The organism is Bradyrhizobium sp. 18BD, from assembly GCF_054185225.1.
Genome location: NZ_JAVAYL010000019.1, coordinates 96,152 through 120,365, shown reverse-complemented (window position 1 = coordinate 120,365; position 24,214 = coordinate 96,152). Strand labels below are relative to the sequence as shown.

Here is a 24,214-nt window from a genome sequence, read left to right as displayed (position 1 = left end):
CGCTGCCGCCCGTGCTACCACCGCGCCGGTTTTCAAGAAACTGCCGGGGAAACGCACATGACCACAACCGATCCGAACCAGCGCATCGAGCGCGCGGAAATCGAAGACACCAGCCTTCTCGCCTTTTACCGCGACATGAACCCGTCGGAGCGACGGACGTTCTGGGCCTGCGCCGCGGGCTGGGCGCTCGACGGCATGGACTTCATGATCTATCCGCTGGTGATCGGCACCATCATCGCGCTGTGGAAGGTCGATGCGGCCTCGGCCGGGCTTGCCGGCACGGTGACGCTGCTGGCCTCCGCGATCGGCGGCTGGCTCGGCGGCTATCTCTCCGACCATATCGGCCGGGTCAGAACGCTCCAGATCACCATCATCTGGTTCTCGTTCTTCTCGCTGGTCTGTGCCGTCGTGCAGAATTTCGACCAGCTCCTGATCGCGCGCGCGGTGCTAGGTCTCGGCTTCGGCGGCGAATGGGCCGCGGGCGCGGTGCTGATGGGCGAGGCGATCCGGCCGCAATATCGGGGACGCGCGGTCGGCTCGGTGCAATCGGGCTGGGCCGTCGGCTGGGGCCTTGCGGTGCTGTCGCAAGCCATCCTGTTCTCGCTGATGCCGGCGGAGACGGCGTGGCGCTGGATGTTCGTGATCGGCGCACTGCCGGCGCTGCTGGTGTTCTACATCCGCCGCTCCGTCACCGAGCCCGAGGTCGCAGCCGAGGCCCGCGCGAAGCAGGCCGCGAGTGGCGATCGCCCGGCGCTCTGGGAAATCTTCTCGGGCCCGATCCTGAAGACCACGATCCTGGCCTCACTCGCCGCGACCGGCTGCCAGGGCGGCTATTACGCCGTCACGTTCTGGGTGCCGCAGTTCCTGACCAAGGAGCGCCATCTGTCGATCGTCGGCTCGACCGGCTATCTCTCCACGCTGATCATCGGCTCCTTCATCGGCTATCTCGTCGGCGCCTGGCTCGCCGACCGGATCGGACGGCGCAATCTGTTCCTGATCTTCTCGATCGGTGCGATGGCGGTGGTGCTGCTCTACACGCAGCTGCCGCTCACCAACGAGATTCTGTGGGTGCTCGGCTTCCCGCTCGGCTTCTTCGCCTCGGGCTATTTCTCGGGGATCGGCGCGTTCCTGACTGAACTCTATCCGACGCGGCTGCGCGGCTCCGGCCAGGGCTTCTGCTACAATTTCGGCCGCGGCATCGGCGCGCTGTTCCCGTTCCTCGTCGGCGCACTGTCGGCGACGACGTCACTTGCGAATGCGATCGCGATCTTTGCGGTCGTGGCTTACGTGCTGTTCTTCATCGCGGCGTTCGCGTTGCCTGAGACGCGCGGCCGCGTGCTGCACGCGGACTGATAGTCGATTGCGCGATCGTGGGGCGGTGAGGAAGCTTACCGCCCCACCTGATACGGCCCGCCCTTTTCCAGCGCACGCGCATAGGCCGGCCGCGCGTGGATGCGCTCCAGGAACGCCATCGCCTTGGGATGGCCCTGCTCGAGCCCGCCGCGTGCCTGCGCAGCTTCAAGCGGAAAGCTCATCTGGATATCGGCGGCGGTGAACTCGTTGCCGGCGAACCACTCGCTCTTGCCAAGCTCGCCTTCCCAATAATCCATGTGCTGCTTGAGCTGCGGATTGACCAGCGCTGTCAGCGCCTGGTTCGAAACCTTGCGCACCAGCGGACGCAGCAAAGCCGGCGCGCGCTTCGGCATCAGCGTGAACAGCAGCTTGAGCAGCAACGGCGACATCGCCGAGCCTTCCGCGTAGTGCAGCCAGTAAGTGAAGCGCAGCCGCTCCGGCGTGTTCGGCGGCGGGATCAGCCGGCCGTTGCCGTAGGTCGCGATGATGTATTCGATGATCGCACCTGACTCGGCGACGGTGTTGCCGTTGTCGGTGATGACGGGCGACTTGCCGAGCGGATGGATCGCGCGCAGCGCCTTCGGCGCACGCATGTCGGGCTGACGCTCATAGCGCACGATCTCGTAGGGCACGCCCAACTCCTCGAGCAGCCACAGCACGCGCTGCGAGCGGGAATTGTTGAGGTGATGAACGGTCAGCATCGCGAGGTCCCCGGGGCTAGGCGTGATCAGTCGCGTACCTGCCAGTCTGGGACCCCAATGTCGAGCCATCCGGTCCGGATATTTTAACCCGGGTATATTGACGTCCATAATTTACCCGGGTATTAAATGGCCCCAACGTCACCAATATGGCAATGGTTTCAATGCAGCAGACTTTCACCGCCTTCCAGGGGCAGCGCCGCCTGGTGTCCGGGCCGGCCGGAGAGGTCGCACTCGTCGTCAAGCGGGTGGCGCCGCAACCGGACGAGGCCATCATCATCTTCGAGGACGCCACGGGCCGGTCGATCGACTTCGATCTGCGCGGCGGGGATCGCGAGGTGCTGGCGCGCCTGGCGAAGCTGATCCCGCCGCCGATCGAGGAGACCGCACCATCGGCCGAGCCGCGCGGGCGCGGGCGGCCAAAGCTCGGTGTGGTCGCGCGCGAGGTGACATTGTTGCCGCGGCACTGGGAGTGGCTCAACGCGCAGCCCGGTGGCGCCTCGGTCGCGCTGCGAAAACTCGTCGACGAGGCCAGGCGCGTCAGCGGCGACAAGGATCGCGAGCGGCAGGCCCGCGATGCGGCCTATCACTTCATGTCGACCATGGCCGGCAACCTGCCGCAGTTCGAGGAAGCTTCGCGTGCGCTGTTTGCAGACGATCGGCGACGCTTCACCGGACTGATCGCCGATTGGCCGGCTGACATCCGCGACCACATCGTCAAGCTCGCCTACAGCGACCGCGCCTAAGGCGCGATCTCTTCCAACCCCAACGACGGCTGGGCCGCGCGTGCTTCGCGCGGCAACGGCTTCGCGCGCCCTGATGAAAGGCAAACCCATGTCGACGCCCACGCCGCTCTGGACCACATTCCTCCGCTTCCTTGCGCCCTTGATGTTGAGCAACGCACTGCAATCGCTGTTCGGCACGGTCAGCAACGTCTATCTCGGCCAGATGATCGGCGTCGACGCGCTCGCAGCAGTCTCGGTTTTCTTTCCAGTGATGTTCTTCCTGTTCGCCTTCGTGATGGGCCTCAGTACCGGCGCCACCGTGCTGATCGGCCAGGCCTTTGGCGCGGGCGAGCACGGCAAGATCCGGAGCGTGGTGGGCACGACGCTCGCAGTCGGCCTGCTACTGTCGATATCGGTGGCGCTGGCCGGCGGGATCTTCAGCCGACAACTCATGATGATGCTCGCGACGCCCGCGGACATTCTCGATCAGGCCAGTGCCTATGCGCGCATCATGCTGCTGACGATGCCGCTCGGCTTCGTCTTCCTGCTGATGACGGCCATGATCCGCGGCGTCGGCGATGCGCTCACGCCGCTGCTGGCGCTGGCCTTGTCGACCGCGATCGGCCTGATCCTGACGCCGATGCTGATCCACGGGTCGCTCGGATTGCCCGCCGCCGGCATCACCAGTCCGGCCTGGGCGGCCGCGATCTCCAACGCGGTGACCTTGCTCGTGCTGGCGGTCTATCTGCTGCGGAAAAAACATGCGCTCGCGCCTGATGCTGCAATGCTGCGTCATCTCTGGCTCGATCGCGCGATGCTCGGAAAAATCCTCGGCATCGGGCTGCCGAGCGCGATCGGCATGGTGGTGATGGCAATCGCCGAGCTGGTGCTGCTCGGCCTCGTCAACGGCTATGGATCGGAAGCCACCGCGGCCTATGGCGCGGTCAATCAGGTGATGGGCTACACGCAGTTCACGGCGATGTCGATTTCGATCGCGGTCTCGATCCTTGGCGCGCAGGCTGTCGGCGGCGGCGACAGGGCGCGGCTCGACGGCATCGTGCGCACCGGCCTAGCGTTCAACCTCGTGCTGACCGGCGGGCTGGTGGCGCTGATCTACCTCGCGCCGCGCGCGGTGCTTGGCATCTTCATCACCGACGGGGCCGTGCTCGATCTGGCGAAGGGCCTGCTGTACATCGCCCTGTGGAGCTCGGTACCGTTCGGCCTCGCGACGACGTTTTCAGGCGCGATGCGCGCCGCTGGCGTGGCGCTGACGCCGATGCTGCTGTCGATCTCAGCCATTGTCGCGATCGAATTACCGGGTGCCGTGATCCTGAGCCGCATGATCGGCATCAAAGGCGTATGGGCCGCCTATCCGATCGTGTTCTGCGCCATGTTCGTTTTGCAGATGGGCTATTACCTGCTGGTGTGGCGCAAGCGGGCGATCCGGCGTCTGATCTGACCAGATCATCAAAGTATTATGACCATCATTAAACGGTGGACCTGTGGCGCGCCCTGCGCCACAATGAATGAAAAGCCAGATCAGAAAGTCGGTCAGGGAGGACGAATTTGACCCGCACAGCCCCGCAATTCCTGTTCGATTTCGGTAGCCCGAACGCCTATCTCAGCCACCTCGCGATCCCTGCGATCGAGCAGCGTATCGGCGTCAAATTCGAATATGTACCGATCCTGCTCGGCGGCATCTTCAAGTCGACCAACAACAAGTCGCCAGCCGAAACGCTCGCCGGCATCAAGAACAAGCGCGAATTCCAGCAGGTCGAGACCGAGCGCTTCATCAAGCGCTTCAAGGTCCAGCCTTACGTCTTCAATCCCAACTTCCCCGTCAACACATTGAATCTGATGCGCACCGCGATCGCGGCGCAGCTCGAGGGCGTATTCGAGGCATACGTCGACGCCGCCTTCCATCACATGTGGCGCGAGCCGAAGAAGATGGACGATCCGGAAGTCGCGGCGCAGGCGCTGGCGTTCTCCGGACTGGACGCCCAAAAACTGTTCGCCCGCGCCCAGGAGCCCGAGGTGAAAGGCAAACTGATCAAGAACACCGAGGAGGCGGTCGCCCGCGGGGCGTTCGGCTCGCCGACCTTCTTCGTCGGCAACGAGATGTTCTTCGGCAAGGAGCAGCTGCGCGAGGTCGAGGAGATGGTGCTGGAGAAGTAGTCTCCGCATCCTCAGCGACAGAATGTGATCGCGGTGACATTCTGGGTTGCTTCGCTTCGCGCGCAAGGGCGACTATAGATAGACCGCCAATAGCAACAATAAGGAATTTCCCATGCGTATCCTCGTGGTCGGCGCCGGCGCCATCGGCGGCTATTTTGGTGGCAGGCTGTTACAGGCCGGCCGCGACGTCACCTTCCTGGTCCGGCCGCGCCGCGCCAGCGAGCTCGCCAGCGACGGCCTCGTCATCAAGAGTCCGAACGGCGACGTGACGTTGAAGAATCCGCCGACCGTGCAGGCCGACGCGCTCAAGGAAAAGTTCGACGTCATCCTGTTGAGCTGCAAGGCGTTCGACCTCGACGACGCCATCAAGTCGTTTGCGCCGGCGGTCGGGCCTGATACGGCGATCATCCCCATGCTCAACGGCATGAAGCATCTCGACACGCTCGATGCGAAATTCGGCAAGGAGCGCGTGCTCGGCGGCCTCTGCGCCATCGCCGCGACCCTGAACGAGAAGCGCGAGGTGGTGCAGCTCCAGCCGATGCAGTCGCTCAATTACGGCGAACGCGACGGCAAATTGTCCGATCGCGTCAAGGCGATCGACGAGGCCTTCAAGAGCGGCATCAATGGGGCCGCCGCCAGCCAGAACATCATGCAGGACATGTGGGAGAAGTGGGTGTTCCTGTCCTCGCTCGCCGCGAGCACCAGCCTGATGCGCACCTCGGTCGGCAACATCCTCGCCGCGCCCGGCGGCCGGGATTTTCTGCTCGGCATGCTGGATGAAACCAGCGCAATCGCCACCGCCTCCGGCTACACGCCGGGCGGACCGTTCTTCGAGCGCGTGAAGCGCAACATCACCACCGAGGGCTCGCCGATGACGGCCTCGATGTTCCGCGACATCAAGGCTGGCTTCCCGGTCGAAGCCGATCACGTGATCGGCGACCTCATCGCGCGCGCCGATGCCGCCAAGGTGCCGGTGCCGAAGCTGCGCATCGCGTATACGCATCTGAAGGCGTATGAGAAGCAGCGGGCGAGCTAGCTCCACACTCGGTCGTCGTCCCGGATCTGCGCTTCGCCTGTCCGGGACGACGGCGGAGTTCGCGGCTACACCGCGCGCTACTTGAAATACGCCAGATAATGCGAGACGGCGGTAATCTCCTCGTCGCTCATGTGATAGGCGACGTCGGCCATCGCGGCGACGCCGCCGCCGACGCGCGCGCCCGCCTTGTAGTCGTGCAGCGCTTTGACGAGATATTCCTCGCGCTGGCCCGCGAGCCGCGCGACGGCCTTGGTGCCGGCGAAGCTGTCCGTATGGCATGAGGCGCAGCGGCGGCCGACGGCGACTTGCGCACCCTTCTTCGAGAGATCGGGATCGTTATCCTCCGCTGCCTTCGGCGGCGTCATCTGCGCGAAATAAGCGCCGAAGTTACGGATGTCCTCGTTGGTGATCTCCTCGGCGATCGGCTGCATCTGATCGTTCTTGCGCGAGCCGGCGCGGAAGAACACCAGCTGCCACTGGATGAATTGATCGGGTTGGCCGGCCAGCGAGGGAATGTTCTCGGTCTGCGAAATACCGTTCTCGCCGTGACAGCCGGAGCAGGCGGCGGCCTTCTCCTTGATCGCGGCATTGTCGGCGGCCTCGGCCGGGACGAATGCGATCGCTGCGAGCGAGAGCGCGCCGATGGCGTACGAAGAAAACAGTCGGCGCATGGTGGGGATCCGATCTATCGAACTCGTTATTCCGGGGCGCGCCGCTTGGCGCGAACTATGATGCGCGATTGCGCATCTGAGAATCCATAACCACGATTCGGGGTTATGGGTTCCGGACTTGCGCTGGCGCGCAATCCGGAACGACAGTGTGGGCGTTGAAATGAAAGAGGCTGCGGCCGTGACCCGGTCGCAGCCTCCGCGTCGTGTCGCACTACTTCTTGCTGTAGCTGATGCGGTAGATCGCGCCGGCCCAGTCGTCGGCGACGAGAATCGAGCCGTCCTTGGCGAGGATGATGTCATCGGGACGGCCGAGATAGCCCTGATCACCCTCGATCCAGCCGGAGGCGAACACCTCTTGCTTGGCGTTCTTGCCGTCGGGCCCGACGATCACGCGCATGATGCGGCCGCCCTGGTACTTGTGACGATTCCAGGAGCCGTGCTCGGCGATCAGGATGTTGTTCTTGTACTCGGCGGGGAATTGGTCGCCGGTGTAGAACTTCATGCCGAGCGGAGCGACGTGTGCGCCGAGATTCAGCACGGGCGGCGTGAACTCGGAGCATTTGTGGCCCATCGCGAATTTGTCATCAGGCAGATTGCCCTGGTGGCAATAGGGATAGCCGAAGTGCTCGCCGATCTTGTTGATCATGTTCAGCTTGTCGCTGGGCAGATCATCGCTGATCCAGTCGCGGGCATTCTCGGTGAACCAGTATTTGCCGGTGCGCGGATCGACGTCGCCGCCGACTGAGTTGCGAACGCCGAGCGCGTAGACCTCGGCATTGCCGGTCTTGGGATCGACGCGGCGGATCTGCGAGACGCTGGTCGGCGGGATGCCAATGTTGAAGGGCGGTCCGAACGGAATGTAGAACCAGCCGTCCTTGTCGACCGCGATGTACTTCCATCCATGCGCGGCATAGGACGGCATGTCGTCGTAGACGACCTTGCCCTCGCCGGGATTGTCGAGCTTGTTTTCGATGTCGTCGTAGCGGATCAGCTTGTCGACCGCGATGACGTAGAGCGCACCGTCCTTGACGGCCAGACCCGTGGGCATGTTCAGCCCCTTGAGGATGGTCTTGACCTCCTTCTTCCCGTTGTTGTCCTTGATGGCATAGACGTTGCCGAGACCGAACGAGCCGACGAACAGCGTGCCCTTGTCACCCCAGGCCATCTGCCGCGCGGCCAGCACGCCGGGCGCATAGACCTCCATCTTGAAGCCCGGAGGCAGCTTGACCTTCTTGATGATGTTGGCGAGCTCGGCCTCGGAGGCGCCGGTCGGCGGACCCGAGGGCGGCGCGAGGCCCTTCTGCGCCTCGGTCTCATCGCCCAGGAACCAGTCATCCGGCGGATGGGTCCAGAATTCCTTGTTGCCGGATTCGTATTTCTTCAGCGGCTTGCTTTTGTCTTGTGCATTGCCGGCGCTGGCCCCCGCAAGAAGGGCCACGGCTGCAAGCGCCAACACGGATCGATGGAACATCGATGTCATCGCGTCACTCCCCTAAGGCAGCCGTCAAGGCCGCGCATTATTTTGTTATGGCTAGTCGAGAGGCGAAGTTTGAAGTCTGCCGGGAGGCAGACGCAAAAAGGTTAGCACATCTACCGACGGTGAGAAGCGCGCCACTTGTGTTGCAGTTGCGCTCAATAAAAGTTGAGACGGATTTTCACGCGGCGCGGTGGAGGGGCAACAAGAACGCTCTCGCTGCAGCGCGAAATCAAGCGCGCCCGCGGCTCATGCACGGACAGGAAAAGCGGGCGTCAAACAAAAAGTGCGAAAACAACCCCATGCACAGTAGAACGGCGCGAGCCGGTTTGCGCCCGGCGACGCCGGCCACGCATCTGACGCATCGTGCGAATTTGCAAAAGCGGCGATTACGGGGCGACGGGATAGGGCCCATCGTCAAACACCGCGTCATGATAGCCCTTCGACCCCACCTCGCGCGCTAACGCACTGCGAAAATCGCGGCCGTCGCGGAGGCTGCGCAACACATGGGCAAAGTCGAATTCAGGCCGCCAGCCGAGCTCACGCCGCGCGCGCTCATTGACATAGACGCGGTCGATCTCAGGGAAGAGCCGCCAGCCGCGCGCCGCATAGAGCTCGGCGCAATCCGGATAGAGTGCGTGCACGACACCGGCCGCGTCGCGCGCGAGCGCTGCGAGATGACGAGGCTCGAACGGGCTGGTGGCCGAGATGATGTAACGCCCAAAGCCGATTGTCGGCGCGCGCTCGGCGGCGAGCAGATGGGCGCTCACCGCGTCCGCTATATCCAGCCGTCTATAAAGCAGCTCGTTGGCCTGCGCGTTGTCCAGCGGGTAGGCCAACCGCATCGCCGGATCGTCATCGTCCTCCGGGAAGAAGCGCGAGGTCCGCAGGACCACGACCGGCAGCCCGCGCTCGCGGAAGAACAGCTCGCACAAGGTCTCCGCCATCAGCTTTGTGGTGCCGTAGATGTTCTTCGGGACCGGCGGCAGATCCTCGGTGACCCAGACCGACGCCTGTCCGGCTTCGGGGCGAAGCTGCGAGCCGAACGCGCTGGTGGTGCTGGTGAAGACAAAACTGCGCACGCCGGCGGCAACCGCGGCCTCCAGCAGGTTAAGCGTGCCGGTAACATTGGTGTCGACAAAGTCCTGCTTGCCGTGAGTCGCCACATGCGGCTTGTGCAGCGTCGCGGTGTGGATCACCGCGGTGACGCCGTCCGTCTGGCGCCGCACGAAGCTTGGGTCGACGATCGAGCCGACGGCGTCGGTGAAGGGCGATGGCTTAAGGTCGATCCCGCGCGCGGGGGAACCGCGCCCGCGGAGCGTTCGGAGAATTGCTTCCCCGAGGTGACCTGCACTGCCCGTGACCAGAATTGTCATTTAGAACCAAATGCATCGGTCAAGGGCGGGAATGCCACGAACCGACCCGAGGTATTTAGGTAGCGCTTGCTGCGCGGCGTGTCGAGGGATTTGGATATTCCCATATCAGTCGTATGTTGACCGGGTATCGAGATAGTGACGCAGATGAAGAGCCACACTCTCGTCATGGCGACTGTGAATGCGCCGTACAGCAAAAAGCTGGACACGCATGAGCTCGTTCTTTGCCTGCTGGATCCCTCAGCGGCGGAGGCGGCTTGCGGTCCTATGTCATCGTTCTTTGGAGATGTTGAACCCGAACTGCAAATTGCGTTCGCTGAGATGCATGGCATCAACCACGATCAATTGGTCGCTGCAGCGAAGACGTTCGCCGAATTTTCGGGACAATCCTATCCGCTCGCGGCGTAACGGATGAGTGCTCAATCGGATTGGGCGAAACTTTGCCGCGTTGCCAGCGCGATGATCCGCCAAGTCAACGCCGATCAGGAAATCATTGATTGTTGGACGTTCGGCGGCGGTACAGCGATGATGCTGCAAATCGATCATCGGATAAGTCACGATGTCGATATCTTTCTGCCGGACCCTCAAGCTCTTCCCTTTCTCGATCCACAGAAGCATGCCTTCGATTTCGAGGTCCGGCCCGCTGACTACGGTGGAGATGGCGCTCGGTCCTTGAAGCTCGGCTTCGAATTTGGCGAGATCGATTTTATCGTCGCGCCGCCGCTGACTTCCTCCCGACGACACAGGCGACAGTTGAAGGGGACGTGGTGCTCCTGGACACGATCCCCGAGATCATTGCGAAGAAAGTCTATCCATGCGCTGTCTGCAATCGACAAACTAAAGCCCAGCTTCGTGAGCGCGGTGATCAATCAGCTCTCGATCAAGGACCCATATAGGCCGATCGCGAACGTAGCGCTGGAAAGGACGAAGGATCTCCTTCGCGCCGTATAGCCGGGATGCTCCTCCGGGATCGCTCGCTCTGTTCTGCGCTGCGCCAGGCGAGGCTGAACAGGTTCAGCCGGCCTCGCGCCTCGCCCACCATCCGGCGACCGTTTTCGGCCGGAAGGGCCTCCCGTCAATCACAAGCCGAGGCGTCGTGCGTCGACGGCGAGAAATTCCTGGCCGCTCCGATGCTTCACGCTGGGCAGTTCGGCGATTCTCGCGCGCCACGCGATGAGCGCGGAGCAATCGTCAGAAAGCTTGAGACCCGCAGCATCGGCGAACATCAGGCCTGCAAACACGGTAATGTCCGCCATCGAGAACGCATCGCCCGCGATGTAGGGCTGCCGCTCCAGCACCCTATTGAAATAGCTCATCCCTGCGCGGGCACGCTCGCCTTGCCGCTGTCCCCACTCGGCACGACCGCTCCAGTCGGGGCTCTTGAACGCCTGGAGTTGCGGCCCGAGGCCGGGCGTCGCGTGATGGAAGTAGTCGCCGACAGGGTCGAGCAACTCGGCTTCCGCGCGCCGCTGCATCATGTGGATGAGGGCTCGCTGCATCGGGGTCGCGCCGGTCAGTATCGGGTGGCCGTCCAGATGATCGAGATATTCGGTGATGGCGGTAGATTCGGAGATGAGGGTGCCGTCGTCGAGCTCGAGCACGGGCAGGACACCGGACGGGTTCTTTCGCAGGAACGCAGGGCTCTTGTGCTCGGCCCCGATGAGGTCGACCGGGACGAATTCGACTTGGGAGTCGAGCTGCTTTTCCGCGAGCGCGATGCGAATGCGGGCGGGATTAGGGAAGCCGGGACGATCGTAGACTTTCATCTGACACCTTTGTCTGTCTATCGATAGATAGATATAGAATGGAAAGCTGGTTATCCCCTTCCCCTCGTTCGAGTCAACGGCTATCTATCGATCGATAGGTAACGATTCCGATGGCGAAAACCAAAACCGACATGCGGGAGGCCGTTCTGGCGGCCGCGCGCGCCACCGTCCAGGCCCGCGGATACACCGCCCTGAGTTTTCGCGAGCTGGCCAAGGAGGTCGGGATCAAGAGTGCCAGCGTGCACTATCATTTCCCGACCAAGGGCGATCTCGGCGTGGCACTGGCGCAGCGCTACACCGAGGAGGGCGCCGCCTATCTGGAGGAGGTCCTCGCCACAGCGCCCGATCCGCATGCCTGCTTCGACCGCTATGTCGCGGTCTTTCGCGCCGCGCTCGCCAACGGCAATCGCATGTGCCTGAGCGGCATCATGAGCGCCGAACTCGACGATCTTCCCGAGGAAGTGAGACGCGAGATCGATCACTTTCCGCGTATGAACATCGCCTGGATCACGCGTGTGCTCGCCACGGCCAATCCCTCTGCCAGCGAAGCCGAGCTAAACGAACGGGCGATGGCGATCTACGCCGCGATCGCGGGCGCACAGCTGATTGCGCGCGGGCGCAATGACATCTCGGTCTATGATCGCGCGATCGAGGCTTACCGTGTCTCAGGACTGATTCCCTGATCCGCGGAGGCTTGCATCAGGCAAGCCGAAGCGAACTGCGCTTGCGGAATTTTGGACGCTGGGAAAAATTGGAGCGGGCGAAGGGGCTCGAACCCTCGACCCCGACCTTGGCAAGGTCGTGCTCTACCACTGAGCTACACCCGCATCCTGTGTCGGTCGCGTGACGCGCCGGCAACGGCTGTCGTATGCCAAAAGCGGGCGGCGAATGCAACAGCTACCGGCAGCTAAGATTCGAGTTTCGAGGCACCATATGGGCACCGAGAGCGGCCAAATCGACCGGAAACGCCCCGGAACCGGCGAATCGACCCTGATGGATTGAAATTCGGCCGACCCGGCCCAATTTTAGGGACCTGAAACGAAGCATATGTGATGGCGACGTGCTAAAGAGCCGCCATTCCAGACATCAGACGAGGGAATCCCGTGACGATCATCGACCAGGGTAACGGAGCGGCGGGCCCGGCTGCGGCCGATCTGATCAAGGACACCACCACCCAGACCTTCGTGAAGGACGTCATCGAGGAATCGAAGCGCCAGCCGGTGCTGATCGACTTCTGGGCAGAGTGGTGCGGCCCCTGCAAGCAGCTCACCCCCGTACTGGAAAAGGCCGTCAAGGCGGCCAAGGGCAAGGTCAAGCTGGTCAAGATGAACATCGACCAGCACCCGGCGATCCCGGGCCAGATGGGCATCCAGTCGATCCCGGCCGTGATCGCCTTCGTCAACGGCCAGCCCGCCGACGGCTTCATGGGCGCGGTGCCGGAGAGCCAGGTCAACGCCTTCATTGAAAAACTGACCAAGGGCGTCACAGCGCCGGGTGAGCCGAATATCGCTGAAATCCTGCAAGAGGCCGAGGCCGTGCTCGCCGAGGGCGACGCCGCAGCCGCCGCGCAGATTTACGCCGAAGTGCTCCAGTACGATTCGACCAACATCGCGGCCCTTGCCGGCCTTGCGAAGTGCTACACCGTCTCCGGCGCGATGGAGCAGGCCAAGCAGACGCTGGCCATGGTGCCGGAATCCAAGCGCAACGACCCCGCCGTGAAGGCCGTGCAGACCGCGATCGATCTCACCGAGCAGGCCCAATCGCTCGGTCCGGTGGCCGAGCTCGAACAGAAAGTCGCCGCAAACCCGCTCGATCATCAGGCACGCTTCGACCTCGCGACCGCGCTCAACGCGCAAGGCGACCGTGCCGCCGCCACCGAGCAACTGCTTGCGATCGTCAAGCGCGATCGCAAATGGAACGACGACGGCGCCCGCAAGCAGCTCGTGCAGTTCTTCGAGGCCTGGGGCGGCACGGATGATGCAACCGTCGAGGGTCGCAAGCGCTTGTCGACGATCCTGTTTTCCTGAAGCGCGATGAGTTAGCGCGGTCAGCGGGGGCCAGATGCCGATCAACATCGAATATCGAGGGCCCGCCGACCTTCCCGAGATCATTCCGGTATTTCCGCTGCCGGGCGCGCTGCTGCTGCCGCGCGGCCAAATGCCGCTCAACATCTTCGAGCCGCGTTATCTCTCGATGGTCGACGATTCCTTCCGCGACGGCCATCGCCTGATCGGCATGATCCAGCCTGACGTGGCGCATTCGCCGAAGAATTCCGACAAGCCGGCGCTGTTCCGCGTCGGCTGCGTCGGCCGCATCACCCAGCTCGCCGAATCCGGCGACGGCCGCTACATCCTCGAGCTCACCGGCGTCTCGCGCTTCAAGGTGGTCGAGGAGCTCGAGGTGCTGACCGCCTACCGGCAGTGCAAGGTGGATTTCTTCGCCTTCGTCGACGATTTCACCGCGCGCATGGGCGAGGAGCAGGTCGATCGCGAGGCCCTGCTGGCGGTGCTGGCGGACTTCCTGAAGGCCAATAATCTCAAGGTCGATTGGGAAGGCGTCGAGAGCGCGCCCAACGAGGCGCTGGTCAACGCGCTGGCGATGATGTCGCCCTATGGCCCCGCGGAAAAGCAGGCCATGCTGGAAGCGCCTGACCTGAAGACCCGCGCCGAGATCCTGATCGCGGTCACCGAGATGGACCTAGCCAAGAAGCGCACCAGCGGTGATCCGCCGTTGCAGTGATCTCAGCCGTGATGCCGGATGCGCTTGCGGCCGGTGAACATCGCGCCGATCAGGTTCTCGCGCTGAAGAAGTCCCATCAGCACCACACCCAACACGTGCAGCACGGCCAGCACGATGACGGCGTCCGATGCGATCGCGTGGGTGTCCTCGATCCACCACACGCCGAAGAAGGTGACGGTGACCGACATCGCACCCGTGATCGCCGAGACGGCGATTGCGAGCAGCAGCGCCACCTGCATCAAGGTGCCGGCAGGGTTGAGCCCGATGTAGCGGCCGGTGATGCCGCGGCGCAGATTCCAGAGATAGCGCGGCGCGACACGCAGCCTGACGCCGACCATGCGGAAGCGCGAATAGCGGCTTCCCCAAATACCCCAGACCAGGCGAAAGGCGAGGAGGGCGAGAACCGTGTAGCCGACGATGCGGTGAGCCCTGTCGTAGACGGTTGGCGTGAACCACGCGGCCAGGATGCTGACCGCGAGGGCCCAGTGCCACAGGCGTAGCGGGAGGTCCCAGACTGGGACCGTCCGCGGTGCGGTTCGATCCGCGGGGGTCCTGTCGGACGCCCCGCGCGTGTCTGGCACCGCTTCGTCGATCAAGCCGTGACTATCCTAAAAGCCTTACTTGGCGCAGATTATTTGGCGATGGTGTGCTTCAGGCTGAGATCTTCCGGGCTGTAGAACAGCTCGTAGAGCTTGCCTTCCTTGACGCCATAGACCTCATAGCACGAACCTTCGATCTTGGAGCGCCGCACTTCGTAACCGAGCGCCTTGGCCTTGGCTTCGGCTTCGCTCGCCGGCTTCCACGACGCCTTGTCGAGCTTGGTGCAATCCTTGTACCCGTCGGCCATGGCCGCTGTACTCATTCCCATGCCGACCGTCAGTGCAATTGCAACAACACGAATGACCCTCACGAACGTCTCCTCCTCTGTCGTGCGCGCGCGGCGCGAAGCGGGACCGAAGGAAGCAAAGGGGATGATGAAGTCAATCCGGTTCAGGCCCGACAGGGTTTAGAGTTATTCTAACGATCCGAAAAACATCAGCGCTCTCCGTGCGCAGTACGCATTTGAGGGGCTGCTGCGGCCTTACGCCTCACGGTTTGGGAGAGGCCCGCTGGCCTTGCCGGTTGCGCCAGGCCGCACTTCGCGTCGCCGGATCGTTGTACCGCAGCCAGTCCGCCCAAGTGAGACGTCCACGCACGCCCTGGCTGACGACGAAACCCATGCCCCGCGCCTTCGTCGCCGAAAGATCGATCGGCAGGATCTTTCGGTGCAGTCGTCTCGCATCCTGGTATTGGCGGGCGAAGGCGACGAGATCGAGCGTTTCCGGCCCACCGATCTCAGCGCGCACGCCGCGCTGCCCGTCGAACGCGCACGTCACGACGTGGTCGGCAACATCGGACGTATCGACCGGATTGAACCGCGTCGTCGGCACCGGCCACACAGGCAGCCATGAGAGGCCCGAAAGCAGCCTGTCGAGCAGATAATAGAACGGCATCGCGCGAACGACGGACCAGGACAGGGCGGACGCGCGCACCAGCCGTTCGCCGGCGAGCTTGACCCGCGCATAGGGCAGGGTGGCTTCGTCGAGACCGACGATCGAGACGTGGAGGAAGTGCCGCACCTCGGCTTCCCCACCGAATGCCAGCAGCCGCTCGGTCCCCTCGACATCGACCGCCGAAGGCGATCTGAAGAAATCGATCGGACGGATGCCGCCGCGCCGCGCGATCGGCGACCAGGTCGCAGCATGGATGACCGTGTCGACGCCACGCAGCGCGTCCCGCAAGCCCGCGCCCGTGGCGAGATCACCTGCGGCCCATTCGACATCCGGTCGTGCGCCCGGCGCGCGCGCCAACACCCGGACGCGATGCCCGGCGCGAACAAGACGATCGACGATATCCCGGCCGAGATGACCTGTGCCTCCGGTGACGAGTGTCAGCGCCATGGCTCAGCTCCATCGTGGTGTGCGGTTCTCCAGATTGCTTCTGACGGCTTCGATGTGATTGGGCGCACCGAGCAGCGCCGCCTGTTCGGCGGTCTCCGCGGCGAGACCGGTCGCCGCATTGGAGGTCGTCGACAAGTTCAACAGGCGCTTCGCCGCGCGGACGGCGTCGGGGCTACGGCTCGCGATCTCCTGCGCCGTGGCGAGCGCAGCCGACACAGGATCCTCAGTGATCCGCGTCGCAAAGCCGTAGGCAAGCGCTTCTTCCTCTGAAAAGACGCGGCCGGAATAGGTCAGCTCACGCACGACATCGTCGCGCGCAAGATGGCGCATCAGCTGGGTGCCGCACATGTCGGGCACGAGACCCCATTTGGCTTCGATGACGGCGAGCTTTGTTCCGGGTGCGAGATAGCGCAGGTCAGCACCCAGCGCGAGCTGGAAGCCGCCGCCGAAGGCAACGCCGTGCACCGCTGCAATCACCGGCACCGGCAGCTCGCGCCAGAGCCAGACGAGATGCTGGGCGTAGTTCGCGATCCCGTGGGTCCGGCGCGTCAGGTCAATGGACGGAAGCAGCGGATCGCCGTTCGCGGTGGCGAGAAGGCGGTCGAGATCGAGGCCCGCGCAGAAGGCGCGTCCTTCGCCGGAGAGCACGACGGCGCGAAAGTCCTCGCGCATGCCCAGCCGCGTGCCTGCTGCGATGATCGCCTCGAACATCGCGGGGTCGAGCGCATTCATCTTGTCCGGACGGTTCAGCCGGAGATGGGCCACGCCGTTCTCGATGGTCAGTCGAACGCGATTGTCCATGACGCCGCTCCGCTTGAATGCGTGGCTTGTCGTCTCGATGCTCAGTAGCCGGCGACCGCCAGCACGACGACCACGCTGAGCATCATCCAGCCGAAATGCCGGCCGCGCGTGGCCCATGCGTTGGCGAGGGCGGAGAAGCCGTACACGCAGGCCAGGGTGGCGACGATCCAGTGGCGTGCCGTCTCCGAGCCCATCCAGGGCGTCGCGATCAGGAGCACGCCGCCGCCGATCCAGGCGACGGTCGAGGCCTGCCAGACCAGACGGATCAGGATGCGCAGCCGCTCCGGCTCGATTTTGGCGCGGGGGAACACCTTGGCTTCGCCGAGGTAGCCGTGGATCAGGGCCACGGCAATGGTCAGAACGCCGGCGCACTGGAGCAAGAGATCGCGCATCGATGTCTCCATACATCTGTGTATGGTTGATTATGCGCTCGCGCGCGGCCTGTCAATACACTAGTGTATGGCCGGATCCCCGGAACCGACATGACCGATCAGCTCTCCGCCGACGACTGGATCAACGCAGGCCTGAAGGCGCTCGCCGGAAGCGGCTTCACGGCCCTGAAGGCCGATCCGCTAGCGAAGACCATGGGCGTCTCGCGCGGCAGCTTCTATTGGCATTTTGCCGATCTCGGCGCGTTCCACGCGGCGGTGCTGAAGCACTGGCGCGAGATCGCCGCGGAACAGATCATCGCCGACGTCGAGGCCGCCGGCGACGAGCCGCTGAAGGCGCTGCTGCGACGCTCCTTCGGCGCGCGGCTCGATCTCGAACGCGCGGTGCGGAACTGGGCGGCGTTCGACGCAGCCGCGCAAGGCGCGGTCCGCGCGATCGACCGCCGCAGGATCGACTATATCGAGGTTTTGCTCGGCAAGCGCGGGCTCGCGCCCGCGATAGCGCAGGCCCGCGCCCAGATCCTGTACTGGACCTTTCTCGGCTTTGCCCTGTCGGGCACGCCGGTGCCGGCGCCGCGGCTGCAGGGCCTGCTCGACGAGATCCTGCGGATGATTTCCGCTTGAGGCGACCAATGGGCGGCGACGGATTTCTGTGCTAAAGCGCGATGAGATTTGGATCAATCGCCATCGTGCTTTAGGTCGTTGTTTGAGCATGATCTTTTCGGAAAACCGCTGCGCACTTTTCCGGATCATGCTTTAGAGGCAATCGACCGCCGGAGACCACAATGAACGCGCCTACCGAACGCCCCGAACCCAGCGTTGATCCGAAATTGCTGGAGATCCTGGTCTGCCCGCTGACCAAGGGTCCGCTGGAGTTTGATGCCGCAAAGCAGGAGCTGATCTCGCGCAGCGCCAAGCTCGCCTATCCGATCCGCGACGGCATTCCGATCATGCTGCCGGAAGAGGCGCGGAAGATCGATTGAGGATCTTGTAGCCCGGATGGAGCGCAGCGAAATCCGGGATACCTCGTGCCGACAGCGGCCCCGGATTGCGCTTCGCTCCATCCGGGCTACGAAGCTGCGGCGCGAACTTTCGCTACAACGCCTCGCCCTTCAACAGCCGCGGCACCTCGCCGGTCAGGCCGGCGGCCTGTCGGATGAAGAGATTCTTCAGCGGCGGGGCGCGGTCGACGAGGCCGAGGCCGATGTCGCGCACGGTGCGCAGCAGCGTCGACTGGTTGGAGAACAGGAAGTTCAGCGAGTTGGTGGCAACGCCCATCGCCATGGTGTCGAAGCGGCGCCAGCGCTGATAGCGCTCAAGCACGTCGGCACCGCCGAGATCCATGCCGAGACGCGCGGCATCGACGACGACCTCGGCCAGCGCCGCGACGTCCTTCAGCCCCATGTTGAGACCCTGGCCCGCGATCGGATGGATGACATGGGCGGCATCGCCGACCAGCGCGAGGCGCTCGGCGATGAAGGAGCGCGCGACGAAATAGGACAGCGGAAACGCGCGCGGCTTGTCGAGCGCCTTCACCTCGCCGAGATGCAGGCCAAAGCGCTGTTCGAGCTCGGCGTGAAACTCGTCGTCGCCGAGCGCAATGATGCGCGCGGCCTCGGCGCGACGCTCGGTCCACACCAGCGACGACCGTTTTCCCGAGAGCGGCAGGATCGCGAAGGGACCTGCCGGCAAGAAGTGCTCTTCGGCACGACCCTCATGATCGCGCTCATGGCCGACGGTGACGACGATGCCGGACTGGTCATACTCCCAGCCATGGGTGGCGATGCCGGCACGCTCGCGCAGCTTCGACCGCGCGCCGTCGGCGGCAACGAGGAGGCTGGCCGCGATCACGCTGCCGTCGCCTAGCGTCACATCGATGCCCTCGGCGCGCGCGTCGTAGGACGCCACGGTGGTGGCGCGCAGATCGATGCCCTCGGCCTCGGCGCGCACCACCAGCGCATCGATCAGCCGGCGGTTCTCGACCATATGCGCGAACGGCTCACCCGGCGCGACGTCGCCGGCGAAGTTCAGGAACACCGGACGGGTGGCGTCCTCCAGCTTCGAATCGGTCACGACCATGTCGAGGATCGGCTGGGCCTCGCCTTTGACGTCGTCCCAGGCGCCGACAACCTCGATCAGGCGGCGGCAGGCGGCCACGATCGCGGTCGCGCGGGGATCGCGGCTCGGCCGCGTGGCGAGCGCGGGGTCGGCGACGATGACGGGAATCTCGGGCCCCAGCCCCTGGCGCAACGCCAGAGCCAGTGCGAGGCCGGCAAACGCGCCGCCACCGATGACAATGCTACCCTGTACCGACATACCAAGCTTCCCGGTCAATTCTCGGTCTTGCTAGCAGACTTGAGCTGGGCGAAACAGTGCGGTGAAACAAGGGCGGAACGGCCCGAATGTGCCATTCCGGGGCGATGCGAAAGCGCAAATCATGTCCAAGAGCCTGATTGACCTGATCTCGATTCTCGACCTCGAGCAGCTCGAGGTGAACCTGTTCCGCGGCAACAGCCCGAAGACGAGCTGGCAGCGGGTATTCGGCGGGCAGGTGATCGGGCAGGCGATGGTTGCGGCCTGCCGCACCGTCGAGGGCCGGTTGCCGCATTCGCTGCATTGCTATTTCATTCTGCCGGGCGATCCGCAGATCCCGATCATCTACCAGGTCGAGCGGCTGCGCGACGGCAAGAGCTATTCGACCCGCCGCGTCACCGCGATCCAGCACGGCAATGCGATCTTCTCAATCATGGTGTCGTTCCACGCCGACGAGGAGAGCGCGTTCGATCATCAGGACAAGATGCCCGACGTGCCGCCGCCGGAGAAACTCACGGCGGAGGAGGTTGCGAAGCAGCCGATGTTCCGCGAGATGCCGGATTTCATCCGCCGCTACTACGAATCCGATCGTCCGATCGAGCTGCGCCCGGTCGAGCTCGGCCGTTATTTCGGCCAGAAGATCGAGGACGGCCGTATTCATGTCTGGATCAAGACCGCGGCGACGCTGCCGGATGATCCGGCGCTGCACATGTGCGCGCTCGCTTATGCCTCGGACTTCTCGCTGCTCGACGCGATCATGGCGCGCTATGGCCGCACGCTGTTCGACAAGCGCATGATGCCGGCGAGCCTCGATCACGCGATGTGGTTTCACCGCCCGTTCCGCGCCGACGAATGGCTGCTCTACGCGCAGGATTCGCCGAGTGCGCGCGGCGGCCGCGGCTTGACCCGCGGCTCGATCTTCAAGCCCGACGGTACGCTGGTGGCGTCCGTCGCGCAGGAAGGCTCTGTGCGCGAACGTAGATAGCGACCGTCAGATCTGGCCCGCCGAACTTGCAAGGCTCTGATTGGATCTCGAGGCCGTGCCATCGGATGGCAACCGCCCGCGACGGGGGTTGGGCTTCCATTCTGCGCGGAGAAAGCTCCGCGCAGAATGGAGAGTTCGTCAAAAGCCGCGAGCGGCAACCCCACGGTCGACGAGCGCGAATTGCGACACGAACCACCGGCCGTACCAGCGCAGCATCCACGGAATCGGGATGATGAGGCTACAGGCCAGCGAGAAAACGATACTCCGCCACAGGATCTGCCAGCCGCTACCGTTGAAGACGATCTCGCGCCGCGTGCCCTCGGTGTTGCTGCAGATCCAGCGCATCCAGAAGGCCAGCACCCACGCCCAACCGATGATCGTAATGGTCGAGATGAGCATCAAGAGATACCAGCCGACATAGCCGATCGCGCTGCCCTGGAATGAGATCGGCAGACGTTCACCGTTCGAGGCGAGATTGGCAACGATCCAACGGATGATCACCCAGCCGAGAAACGCATTGATGACCATTGCAACGAGCGGCGCGAACGATACTCCGGTTGCGCCGGCGTAAGTCAGGAGCGCGTTGGCCATCAACGCCCACCAGATGTCCATCGGTTGGCCGGCAAAACCGAAGTTCGGGCGGCCCGGCACCCGGATGTGCGCCGTTATGTATTGGTAGAACCAGACGGTGACCCAGGGAGCGGGGATCACTAGCAGCATGCCGATGACAAACACGATGGCGCGGCCGAGAAGACCGAACACACTGAAATCCGCCACCAGCGCGCTGGCGTAGCCGGCGCCGGCATAACCACCGCCGCCCATCATCGGCGGACCACCGGCGGGAATCATGGGGGGCGCACCGCCGCCGCCGATCAGGCCGGGGATTTCGGCGGCCTTCTGCCAGCCGGCCATGCCCTCGGACCACACCAGCGTATCCGGGCGCACAATTCCTTGCGCGACCAGGTCGCGGAATTGCCCTTCCGGATAGGGCCCCTGCTGCTTGCCCTCGGATGCGTAAAACCAGCTCGCCATGAAACGTCCCCCTCAAACATACTTATGTACCGGCCGGGACGCTTCGGTTCACCGCATCCATGCCAAAAACGCATTGTGAAGGATGAACAGATGCCCTGTACAGAGGCGGCCGTTCACATGGCCAAACGTTTTTCCGCTTCAATCTGCAACTTTTTTATGCCATTTGCCCGGAAAGATGCCAGATTGACGCTGCGCCGGGGACATACGGCGCGGCGCATCCCGGGGAATAGGCCTGACCATGAAACTCGTCGTCGCGATCATCAAACCCTTCAAGCTCGATGAGGTCCGCCAGGCCCTGACGGCGATCGGCGTCCACGGCATGACCGTGACCGAGGTGAAGGGCTACGGCCGCCAGAAGGGCCATACCGAGATCTATCGCGGCGCGGAATACGTTGTGAACTTCCTGCCGAAGCTGCGCATCGAGATCGCGGTCGCTTCCGACGTCGCCGACAAGGCGGTCGCCGTGATCACCGCGACGGCGCGCACCGGGCAGATCGGCGACGGCAAGATCTTCGTCACGCCGATCGATCACGCCCTGCGCATCCGCACCGGCGAAACCGACAGCGACGCGCTCTAGGTTTTTGTTTTGACGCGTTTTCTTCACGCGAACCGGCATCCACTTCGCTCGAAAACGCTCTGATAAAACTTTCTTTCGATCGCACCGGGCAACGACGCCACAGCGTGCGACGCCAATTGATGCCGGGGGGAACGACATGGCGGGATTGTTGCGCCGCGCAGCTGCTATGGCTGCGCCGATCGGATTTGTGTCCGCTTTGGCTTCGCCGGCACACGCAGCCTCCGAGATCAACACCGCCGACACCGCCTGGATGATCGTCGCCACCGCATTGGTGCTGATGATGACGATCCCCGGGCTCGCGCTGTTCTACTCCGGCATGGTGCGCAAGAAGAACGTGCTCGCGACCATGGCGCAGAGCCTCGCGGCCGTGACGATCATCTCCATTCTCTGGGTCGCGTTCGGCTATTCGCTCTGCTTCGTCGGCGACGGGCCATGGATCGGCTCGCTCGACCGCTGGTTCCTCGCGGGCATGACGATGGACAGCGTCAACCCGGCGGCGAAGACGATCCCGGAAGCGCTGTTCATGCTGTACCAGATGACGTTTGCGATCATCACGGTGGCACTGGTCGCGGGCTCCGTGGCCGACCGCATGCGGTTCTCCGCTTATCTGTTGTTCTCCGTCGCCTGGTTCATCTTCGTCTACATTCCGCTGGCGCATTGGGTGTGGGGCGGCGGCTTCCTCGCCAGCATGGGCGTGATGGATTTCGCCGGCGGCCTCGTCGTGCATCTGTCGGCGGGCACCGCCGGCCTCGTCGCCGCCAAGGTGATGGGACGCCGTCATGGCTACGGCACCGAAAATCTCTCGCCGTTCGACCTGTCGCTCGCCGTGATGGGCACCGGCCTGTTGTGGGTCGGCTGGTTCGGCTTCAACGGCGGCTCGGCGGGCGCGGCCAATTCGCGCGCGGTGCTGGCGATCATCGCGACGCATCTTGCGGCCTGCTCCGGCGCGCTGACCTGGGGCGCGATCGAATGGTCGACCCGTCGCAAGCCGTCCGTGCTCGGCATGATCTCCGGCGCCGTCGCGGGCCTCGGCACCATCACGCCGGCCTCGGGCTTCGTCGCGCCCTGGCATGGCATCGTGATCGGCATCGTCGCCGGCGCGGTGTGCTACTGGGCGTGCACTTGGCTGAAGCACCGTTTCAACTATGACGACTCCCTCGACGTGTTCGGCGTCCACGGCATCGGCGGCCTGACCGGGACCCTGCTGGCCGGCGTGTTCGCGACCTCCGCGATCGGCGGCACCGCAGGCCTGTTCGAGGGCCATCCGCAGCAGCTCCTGATCCAGCTCTACGGGGTCGCCGTCACCTTCGTCTGGGCGGCTGGCGTCAGTTTCATCCTGCTCAAGCTGGTCGGCCTGTTCGTGCCCCTGCGCGTATCCCGTGAGCACGAACTCGAGGGGCTGGATATTTCGCAGCACGGCGAAGCGCTTCAGTAATCAGGGCTTGCGTGACACATAAGCACGTGCTTATGTGTTACCATGATCGAAGCCGATATCTTCAAGGCGCTGGCCGACCCGACGCGCCGCAAGGTCTTTGAGAAACTCGCTGGCGGCAGCCTGAATGCCAGCGCTTTGCGTGACGGTCTGGAGATCAGCCAGCCGGCGATGTCGCAGCATCTTTCGGTGCTGCGCGCGGCGGGTCTCGTGCGCGAAGAGCGGCAGGGCCGCTTTGTGAATTACGAAGTCGACCCGGACGGAATCGCCGCTATCGGGACATGGCTTGCGCGCTACCGCGCCTACTGGCCGAAGCGCATGGAAGCACTCGCTGACCTCCTGAAGGACATGGATCAATGAGCGACGCAGCAAAGCCTGATCTCGCCGAGGAAGCCCTGGTGCTCGAATATGAATTCGACGCGCCGCCGGCAAAGGTCTGGCGCGCCGTGACCGTTCCTGAATTGCGCGAGCGCTGGCTGCCGGATTGCGACCTTGCCGGCGCCGAGCCGGAATCAACGATCACAGGCAAAGAGGTGCGCTACCGGCTGCGCGATTCCGAGCCGCCGTTTCGCGAAAGCCACGTCATCTTCCGGATCCAGCCGAACGAGGACGGCGGCACCCGCATCAGCATCATCCAGCGGGTCTGCGACGATCGAACGAAGCTGCCGCAGCCGGCCAACAGCAATTGCTGCCTGATGCGCGCAGCGGCCTAGAGCATGATCCGGACCGGAGGGC

Annotated in this window: 29 protein-coding genes and 1 tRNA gene; 17 read left to right on the top strand and 13 right to left on the bottom strand. The window is 64.0% G+C overall.

All coding sequences use genetic code 11. The features are described 5' to 3' along the window. Positions 1-57 precede the first annotated feature (57 nt). A complete protein-coding gene (locus RAD16_RS29985) occupies positions 58-1,353 on the top strand; it encodes an MFS transporter (RefSeq protein WP_458161433.1) in 1,296 nt (431 codons plus the stop codon). Positions 1,354-1,388: 35 nt separating this feature from the next. Here RAD16_RS29985 and RAD16_RS29980 read toward each other — a convergent pair whose 3' ends face one another. Further along, the gene (locus tag RAD16_RS29980; RefSeq protein WP_458161432.1) at positions 1,389-2,054 is read right to left on the bottom strand and encodes a glutathione S-transferase family protein; all 666 of its coding nucleotides are present in this window, start codon (positions 2,052-2,054) and stop codon (positions 1,389-1,391) included. A gap of 161 nt (positions 2,055-2,215) precedes the next feature. Between RAD16_RS29980 and RAD16_RS29975 the strand changes: the two genes are divergently transcribed. The 4 genes from RAD16_RS29975 (at position 2,216) to panE (ending at position 5,987) form a co-directional block, all read left to right on the top strand. Then, positions 2,216-2,797: a DUF2239 family protein gene (locus tag RAD16_RS29975; protein ID WP_458161431.1), complete on the top strand. Its 582-nt coding sequence runs from the start codon at positions 2,216-2,218 to the stop codon at positions 2,795-2,797. Positions 2,798-2,885: 88 nt separating this feature from the next. Continuing rightward, positions 2,886-4,235 (top strand): MATE family efflux transporter, encoded by a 1,350-nt coding sequence (locus RAD16_RS29970; protein WP_458161430.1) that lies wholly within the window; start codon positions 2,886-2,888, stop codon positions 4,233-4,235. Positions 4,236-4,342: 107 nt separating this feature from the next. Continuing rightward, positions 4,343-4,951: a 2-hydroxychromene-2-carboxylate isomerase gene (locus RAD16_RS29965; RefSeq protein WP_458161429.1), complete on the top strand. Its 609-nt coding sequence runs from the start codon at positions 4,343-4,345 to the stop codon at positions 4,949-4,951. A gap of 112 nt (positions 4,952-5,063) precedes the next feature. Next, the gene (panE, locus tag RAD16_RS29960; protein WP_458161428.1) at positions 5,064-5,987 is read left to right on the top strand and encodes a 2-dehydropantoate 2-reductase; all 924 of its coding nucleotides are present in this window, start codon (positions 5,064-5,066) and stop codon (positions 5,985-5,987) included. A 77-nt stretch (positions 5,988-6,064) separates the two neighbouring features. On the opposite strand, the gene RAD16_RS29955 is transcribed toward panE, so the two are convergent. The 3 genes from RAD16_RS29955 to RAD16_RS29945 all read right to left on the bottom strand — a co-directional run bounded on the left by RAD16_RS29955 (position 6,065) and on the right by RAD16_RS29945 (position 9,508). Beyond that, the gene (locus tag RAD16_RS29955; RefSeq protein WP_458161427.1) at positions 6,065-6,658 is read right to left on the bottom strand and encodes a c-type cytochrome; all 594 of its coding nucleotides are present in this window, start codon (positions 6,656-6,658) and stop codon (positions 6,065-6,067) included. A 211-nt stretch (positions 6,659-6,869) separates the two neighbouring features. Then, entirely contained in the window at positions 6,870-8,138 is a 1,269-nt protein-coding gene (locus RAD16_RS29950; RefSeq protein WP_458161426.1) for a PQQ-dependent sugar dehydrogenase, read from the bottom strand. 383 nt (positions 8,139-8,521) lie between these two features. Continuing rightward, positions 8,522-9,508, bottom strand: a complete 987-nt coding sequence (locus RAD16_RS29945; RefSeq protein WP_458161425.1) for an NAD-dependent epimerase/dehydratase family protein — start codon at positions 9,506-9,508, stop codon at positions 8,522-8,524. 144 nt (positions 9,509-9,652) lie between these two features. Between RAD16_RS29945 and RAD16_RS29940 the strand changes: the two genes are divergently transcribed. Both RAD16_RS29940 and RAD16_RS29935 read left to right on the top strand, forming a co-directional pair. After that, positions 9,653-9,913 (top strand): hypothetical protein, encoded by a 261-nt coding sequence (locus tag RAD16_RS29940; protein ID WP_458161424.1) that lies wholly within the window; start codon positions 9,653-9,655, stop codon positions 9,911-9,913. A gap of 3 nt (positions 9,914-9,916) precedes the next feature. Beyond that, entirely contained in the window at positions 9,917-10,456 is a 540-nt protein-coding gene (locus RAD16_RS29935) for a nucleotidyl transferase AbiEii/AbiGii toxin family protein (protein WP_458161423.1), read from the top strand. 128 nt (positions 10,457-10,584) lie between these two features. Here RAD16_RS29935 and RAD16_RS29930 read toward each other — a convergent pair whose 3' ends face one another. Further along, complete coding sequence (locus RAD16_RS29930; protein ID WP_458161422.1) at positions 10,585-11,271, bottom strand: glutathione S-transferase family protein; 687 nt, start codon at positions 11,269-11,271, stop codon at positions 10,585-10,587. A gap of 110 nt (positions 11,272-11,381) precedes the next feature. Here RAD16_RS29930 and RAD16_RS29925 point away from each other — a divergent pair, with 110 nt between their 5' ends. After that, positions 11,382-11,954, top strand: coding sequence for a TetR/AcrR family transcriptional regulator (locus RAD16_RS29925; RefSeq protein ID WP_458161421.1), 573 nt, complete (start codon positions 11,382-11,384; stop codon positions 11,952-11,954). Between the two features lie 69 nt (positions 11,955-12,023). On the opposite strand, the gene RAD16_RS29920 is transcribed toward RAD16_RS29925, so the two are convergent. Beyond that, positions 12,024-12,098: transfer RNA gene (locus RAD16_RS29920), tRNA-Gly, on the bottom strand. 276 nt (positions 12,099-12,374) lie between these two features. Here RAD16_RS29920 and trxA point away from each other — a divergent pair. Next, positions 12,375-13,298: a thioredoxin gene (trxA, locus tag RAD16_RS29915; RefSeq protein ID WP_458161420.1), complete on the top strand. Its 924-nt coding sequence runs from the start codon at positions 12,375-12,377 to the stop codon at positions 13,296-13,298. Between the two features lie 34 nt (positions 13,299-13,332). After that, positions 13,333-14,010 carry an LON peptidase substrate-binding domain-containing protein gene (locus RAD16_RS29910; RefSeq protein ID WP_458161419.1) on the top strand — a complete coding sequence of 226 codons (678 nt, stop codon included), beginning with the start codon at positions 13,333-13,335 and terminating at the stop codon, positions 14,008-14,010. 2 nt (positions 14,011-14,012) lie between these two features. Here the strand turns inward: RAD16_RS29910 and RAD16_RS29905 are convergent, their stop codons facing one another. The 5 genes from RAD16_RS29905 to RAD16_RS29885 form a co-directional block, all read right to left on the bottom strand. Continuing rightward, positions 14,013-14,606: a cytochrome b/b6 domain-containing protein gene (locus RAD16_RS29905; protein ID WP_458161418.1), complete on the bottom strand. Its 594-nt coding sequence runs from the start codon at positions 14,604-14,606 to the stop codon at positions 14,013-14,015. Positions 14,607-14,641: 35 nt separating this feature from the next. Further along, positions 14,642-14,920, bottom strand: coding sequence for a PepSY domain-containing protein (locus RAD16_RS29900; protein ID WP_458161417.1), 279 nt, complete (start codon positions 14,918-14,920; stop codon positions 14,642-14,644). A 178-nt stretch (positions 14,921-15,098) separates the two neighbouring features. Continuing rightward, positions 15,099-15,950 carry an SDR family oxidoreductase gene (locus RAD16_RS29895; RefSeq protein ID WP_458161416.1) on the bottom strand — a complete coding sequence of 284 codons (852 nt, stop codon included), beginning with the start codon at positions 15,948-15,950 and terminating at the stop codon, positions 15,099-15,101. A gap of 3 nt (positions 15,951-15,953) precedes the next feature. Further along, entirely contained in the window at positions 15,954-16,751 is a 798-nt protein-coding gene (locus RAD16_RS29890) for a crotonase/enoyl-CoA hydratase family protein (RefSeq protein WP_458161415.1), read from the bottom strand. Positions 16,752-16,792: 41 nt separating this feature from the next. After that, positions 16,793-17,143 (bottom strand): hypothetical protein, encoded by a 351-nt coding sequence (locus RAD16_RS29885; protein WP_458161414.1) that lies wholly within the window; start codon positions 17,141-17,143, stop codon positions 16,793-16,795. A 90-nt stretch (positions 17,144-17,233) separates the two neighbouring features. Between RAD16_RS29885 and RAD16_RS29880 the strand changes: the two genes are divergently transcribed. Both RAD16_RS29880 and RAD16_RS29875 read left to right on the top strand, forming a co-directional pair. Continuing rightward, entirely contained in the window at positions 17,234-17,764 is a 531-nt protein-coding gene (locus RAD16_RS29880; protein WP_458161413.1) for a TetR/AcrR family transcriptional regulator, read from the top strand. A gap of 161 nt (positions 17,765-17,925) precedes the next feature. Beyond that, positions 17,926-18,123, top strand: coding sequence for a Trm112 family protein (locus RAD16_RS29875; protein WP_200497074.1), 198 nt, complete (start codon positions 17,926-17,928; stop codon positions 18,121-18,123). A gap of 112 nt (positions 18,124-18,235) precedes the next feature. On the opposite strand, the gene RAD16_RS29870 is transcribed toward RAD16_RS29875, so the two are convergent. After that, entirely contained in the window at positions 18,236-19,456 is a 1,221-nt protein-coding gene (locus tag RAD16_RS29870; RefSeq protein WP_458161411.1) for a ubiquinone biosynthesis hydroxylase, read from the bottom strand. A gap of 121 nt (positions 19,457-19,577) precedes the next feature. Between RAD16_RS29870 and tesB the strand changes: the two genes are divergently transcribed. Further along, entirely contained in the window at positions 19,578-20,438 is an 861-nt protein-coding gene (gene tesB / locus RAD16_RS29865) for an acyl-CoA thioesterase II (RefSeq protein WP_458161410.1), read from the top strand. A 138-nt stretch (positions 20,439-20,576) separates the two neighbouring features. On the opposite strand, the gene RAD16_RS29860 is transcribed toward tesB, so the two are convergent. Further along, on the bottom strand, positions 20,577-21,470 hold the full coding sequence (locus tag RAD16_RS29860) for a DUF4339 domain-containing protein (protein WP_458161409.1): 894 nt from the start codon (positions 21,468-21,470) through the stop codon (positions 20,577-20,579). 238 nt (positions 21,471-21,708) lie between these two features. On the opposite strand from RAD16_RS29860, the gene RAD16_RS29855 reads away from it, so the two are divergent. From RAD16_RS29855 to RAD16_RS29840, 4 genes are all read left to right on the top strand, one after another. Beyond that, positions 21,709-22,047: a P-II family nitrogen regulator gene (locus RAD16_RS29855; protein ID WP_008142802.1), complete on the top strand. Its 339-nt coding sequence runs from the start codon at positions 21,709-21,711 to the stop codon at positions 22,045-22,047. 136 nt (positions 22,048-22,183) lie between these two features. Beyond that, complete coding sequence (locus RAD16_RS29850) at positions 22,184-23,482, top strand: ammonium transporter (protein WP_458161408.1); 1,299 nt, start codon at positions 22,184-22,186, stop codon at positions 23,480-23,482. A gap of 42 nt (positions 23,483-23,524) precedes the next feature. After that, complete coding sequence (locus tag RAD16_RS29845; RefSeq protein WP_458161407.1) at positions 23,525-23,839, top strand: ArsR/SmtB family transcription factor; 315 nt, start codon at positions 23,525-23,527, stop codon at positions 23,837-23,839. Then, on the top strand, positions 23,836-24,192 hold the full coding sequence (locus RAD16_RS29840) for an SRPBCC family protein (RefSeq protein ID WP_458161406.1): 357 nt from the start codon (positions 23,836-23,838) through the stop codon (positions 24,190-24,192). Before RAD16_RS29845 ends, RAD16_RS29840 begins: the two co-directional genes overlap by 4 nt. Positions 24,193-24,214 lie beyond the last annotated feature (22 nt).

Bases quoted from the DNA above. Each gene is read 5' to 3' on its own strand.
- RAD16_RS29910 (WP_458161419.1), top strand. From the start codon at position 13,333: ATGCCGATCAACATCGAATATCGAGGGCCCGCCGACCTTCCCGAGATC.
- RAD16_RS29850 (WP_458161408.1), top strand. From the start codon at position 22,184: ATGGCGGGATTGTTGCGCCGCGCAGCTGCTATGGCTGCGCCGATCGGA.
- RAD16_RS29840 (WP_458161406.1), top strand. From the start codon at position 23,836: ATGAGCGACGCAGCAAAGCCTGATCTCGCCGAGGAAGCCCTGGTGCTC.
- RAD16_RS29980 (WP_458161432.1), bottom strand. From the start codon at position 2,054: ATGCTGACCGTTCATCACCTCAACAATTCCCGCTCGCAGCGCGTGCTG.
- RAD16_RS29955 (WP_458161427.1), bottom strand. From the start codon at position 6,658: ATGCGCCGACTGTTTTCTTCGTACGCCATCGGCGCGCTCTCGCTCGCA.
- RAD16_RS29845 (WP_458161407.1), top strand. From the start codon at position 23,525: ATGATCGAAGCCGATATCTTCAAGGCGCTGGCCGACCCGACGCGCCGC.
- RAD16_RS29855 (WP_008142802.1), top strand. From the start codon at position 21,709: ATGAAACTCGTCGTCGCGATCATCAAACCCTTCAAGCTCGATGAGGTC.
- RAD16_RS29975 (WP_458161431.1), top strand. From the start codon at position 2,216: ATGCAGCAGACTTTCACCGCCTTCCAGGGGCAGCGCCGCCTGGTGTCC.
- RAD16_RS29870 (WP_458161411.1), bottom strand. From the start codon at position 19,456: ATGTCGGTACAGGGTAGCATTGTCATCGGTGGCGGCGCGTTTGCCGGC.
- RAD16_RS29880 (WP_458161413.1), top strand. From the start codon at position 17,234: ATGACCGATCAGCTCTCCGCCGACGACTGGATCAACGCAGGCCTGAAG.
- RAD16_RS29895 (WP_458161416.1), bottom strand. From the start codon at position 15,950: ATGGCGCTGACACTCGTCACCGGAGGCACAGGTCATCTCGGCCGGGAT.
- RAD16_RS29925 (WP_458161421.1), top strand. From the start codon at position 11,382: ATGGCGAAAACCAAAACCGACATGCGGGAGGCCGTTCTGGCGGCCGCG.
- RAD16_RS29860 (WP_458161409.1), bottom strand. From the start codon at position 21,470: ATGGCGAGCTGGTTTTACGCATCCGAGGGCAAGCAGCAGGGGCCCTAT.
- RAD16_RS29940 (WP_458161424.1), top strand. From the start codon at position 9,653: ATGAAGAGCCACACTCTCGTCATGGCGACTGTGAATGCGCCGTACAGC.
- tesB (WP_458161410.1), top strand. From the start codon at position 19,578: ATGTCCAAGAGCCTGATTGACCTGATCTCGATTCTCGACCTCGAGCAG.
- RAD16_RS29890 (WP_458161415.1), bottom strand. From the start codon at position 16,751: ATGGACAATCGCGTTCGACTGACCATCGAGAACGGCGTGGCCCATCTC.
- RAD16_RS29875 (WP_200497074.1), top strand. From the start codon at position 17,926: ATGAACGCGCCTACCGAACGCCCCGAACCCAGCGTTGATCCGAAATTG.
- RAD16_RS29885 (WP_458161414.1), bottom strand. From the start codon at position 17,143: ATGCGCGATCTCTTGCTCCAGTGCGCCGGCGTTCTGACCATTGCCGTG.
- RAD16_RS29950 (WP_458161426.1), bottom strand. From the start codon at position 8,138: ATGACATCGATGTTCCATCGATCCGTGTTGGCGCTTGCAGCCGTGGCC.
- RAD16_RS29970 (WP_458161430.1), top strand. From the start codon at position 2,886: ATGTCGACGCCCACGCCGCTCTGGACCACATTCCTCCGCTTCCTTGCG.
- RAD16_RS29985 (WP_458161433.1), top strand. From the start codon at position 58: ATGACCACAACCGATCCGAACCAGCGCATCGAGCGCGCGGAAATCGAA.
- panE (WP_458161428.1), top strand. From the start codon at position 5,064: ATGCGTATCCTCGTGGTCGGCGCCGGCGCCATCGGCGGCTATTTTGGT.
- RAD16_RS29935 (WP_458161423.1), top strand. From the start codon at position 9,917: ATGAGTGCTCAATCGGATTGGGCGAAACTTTGCCGCGTTGCCAGCGCG.
- RAD16_RS29945 (WP_458161425.1), bottom strand. From the start codon at position 9,508: ATGACAATTCTGGTCACGGGCAGTGCAGGTCACCTCGGGGAAGCAATT.
- RAD16_RS29930 (WP_458161422.1), bottom strand. From the start codon at position 11,271: ATGAAAGTCTACGATCGTCCCGGCTTCCCTAATCCCGCCCGCATTCGC.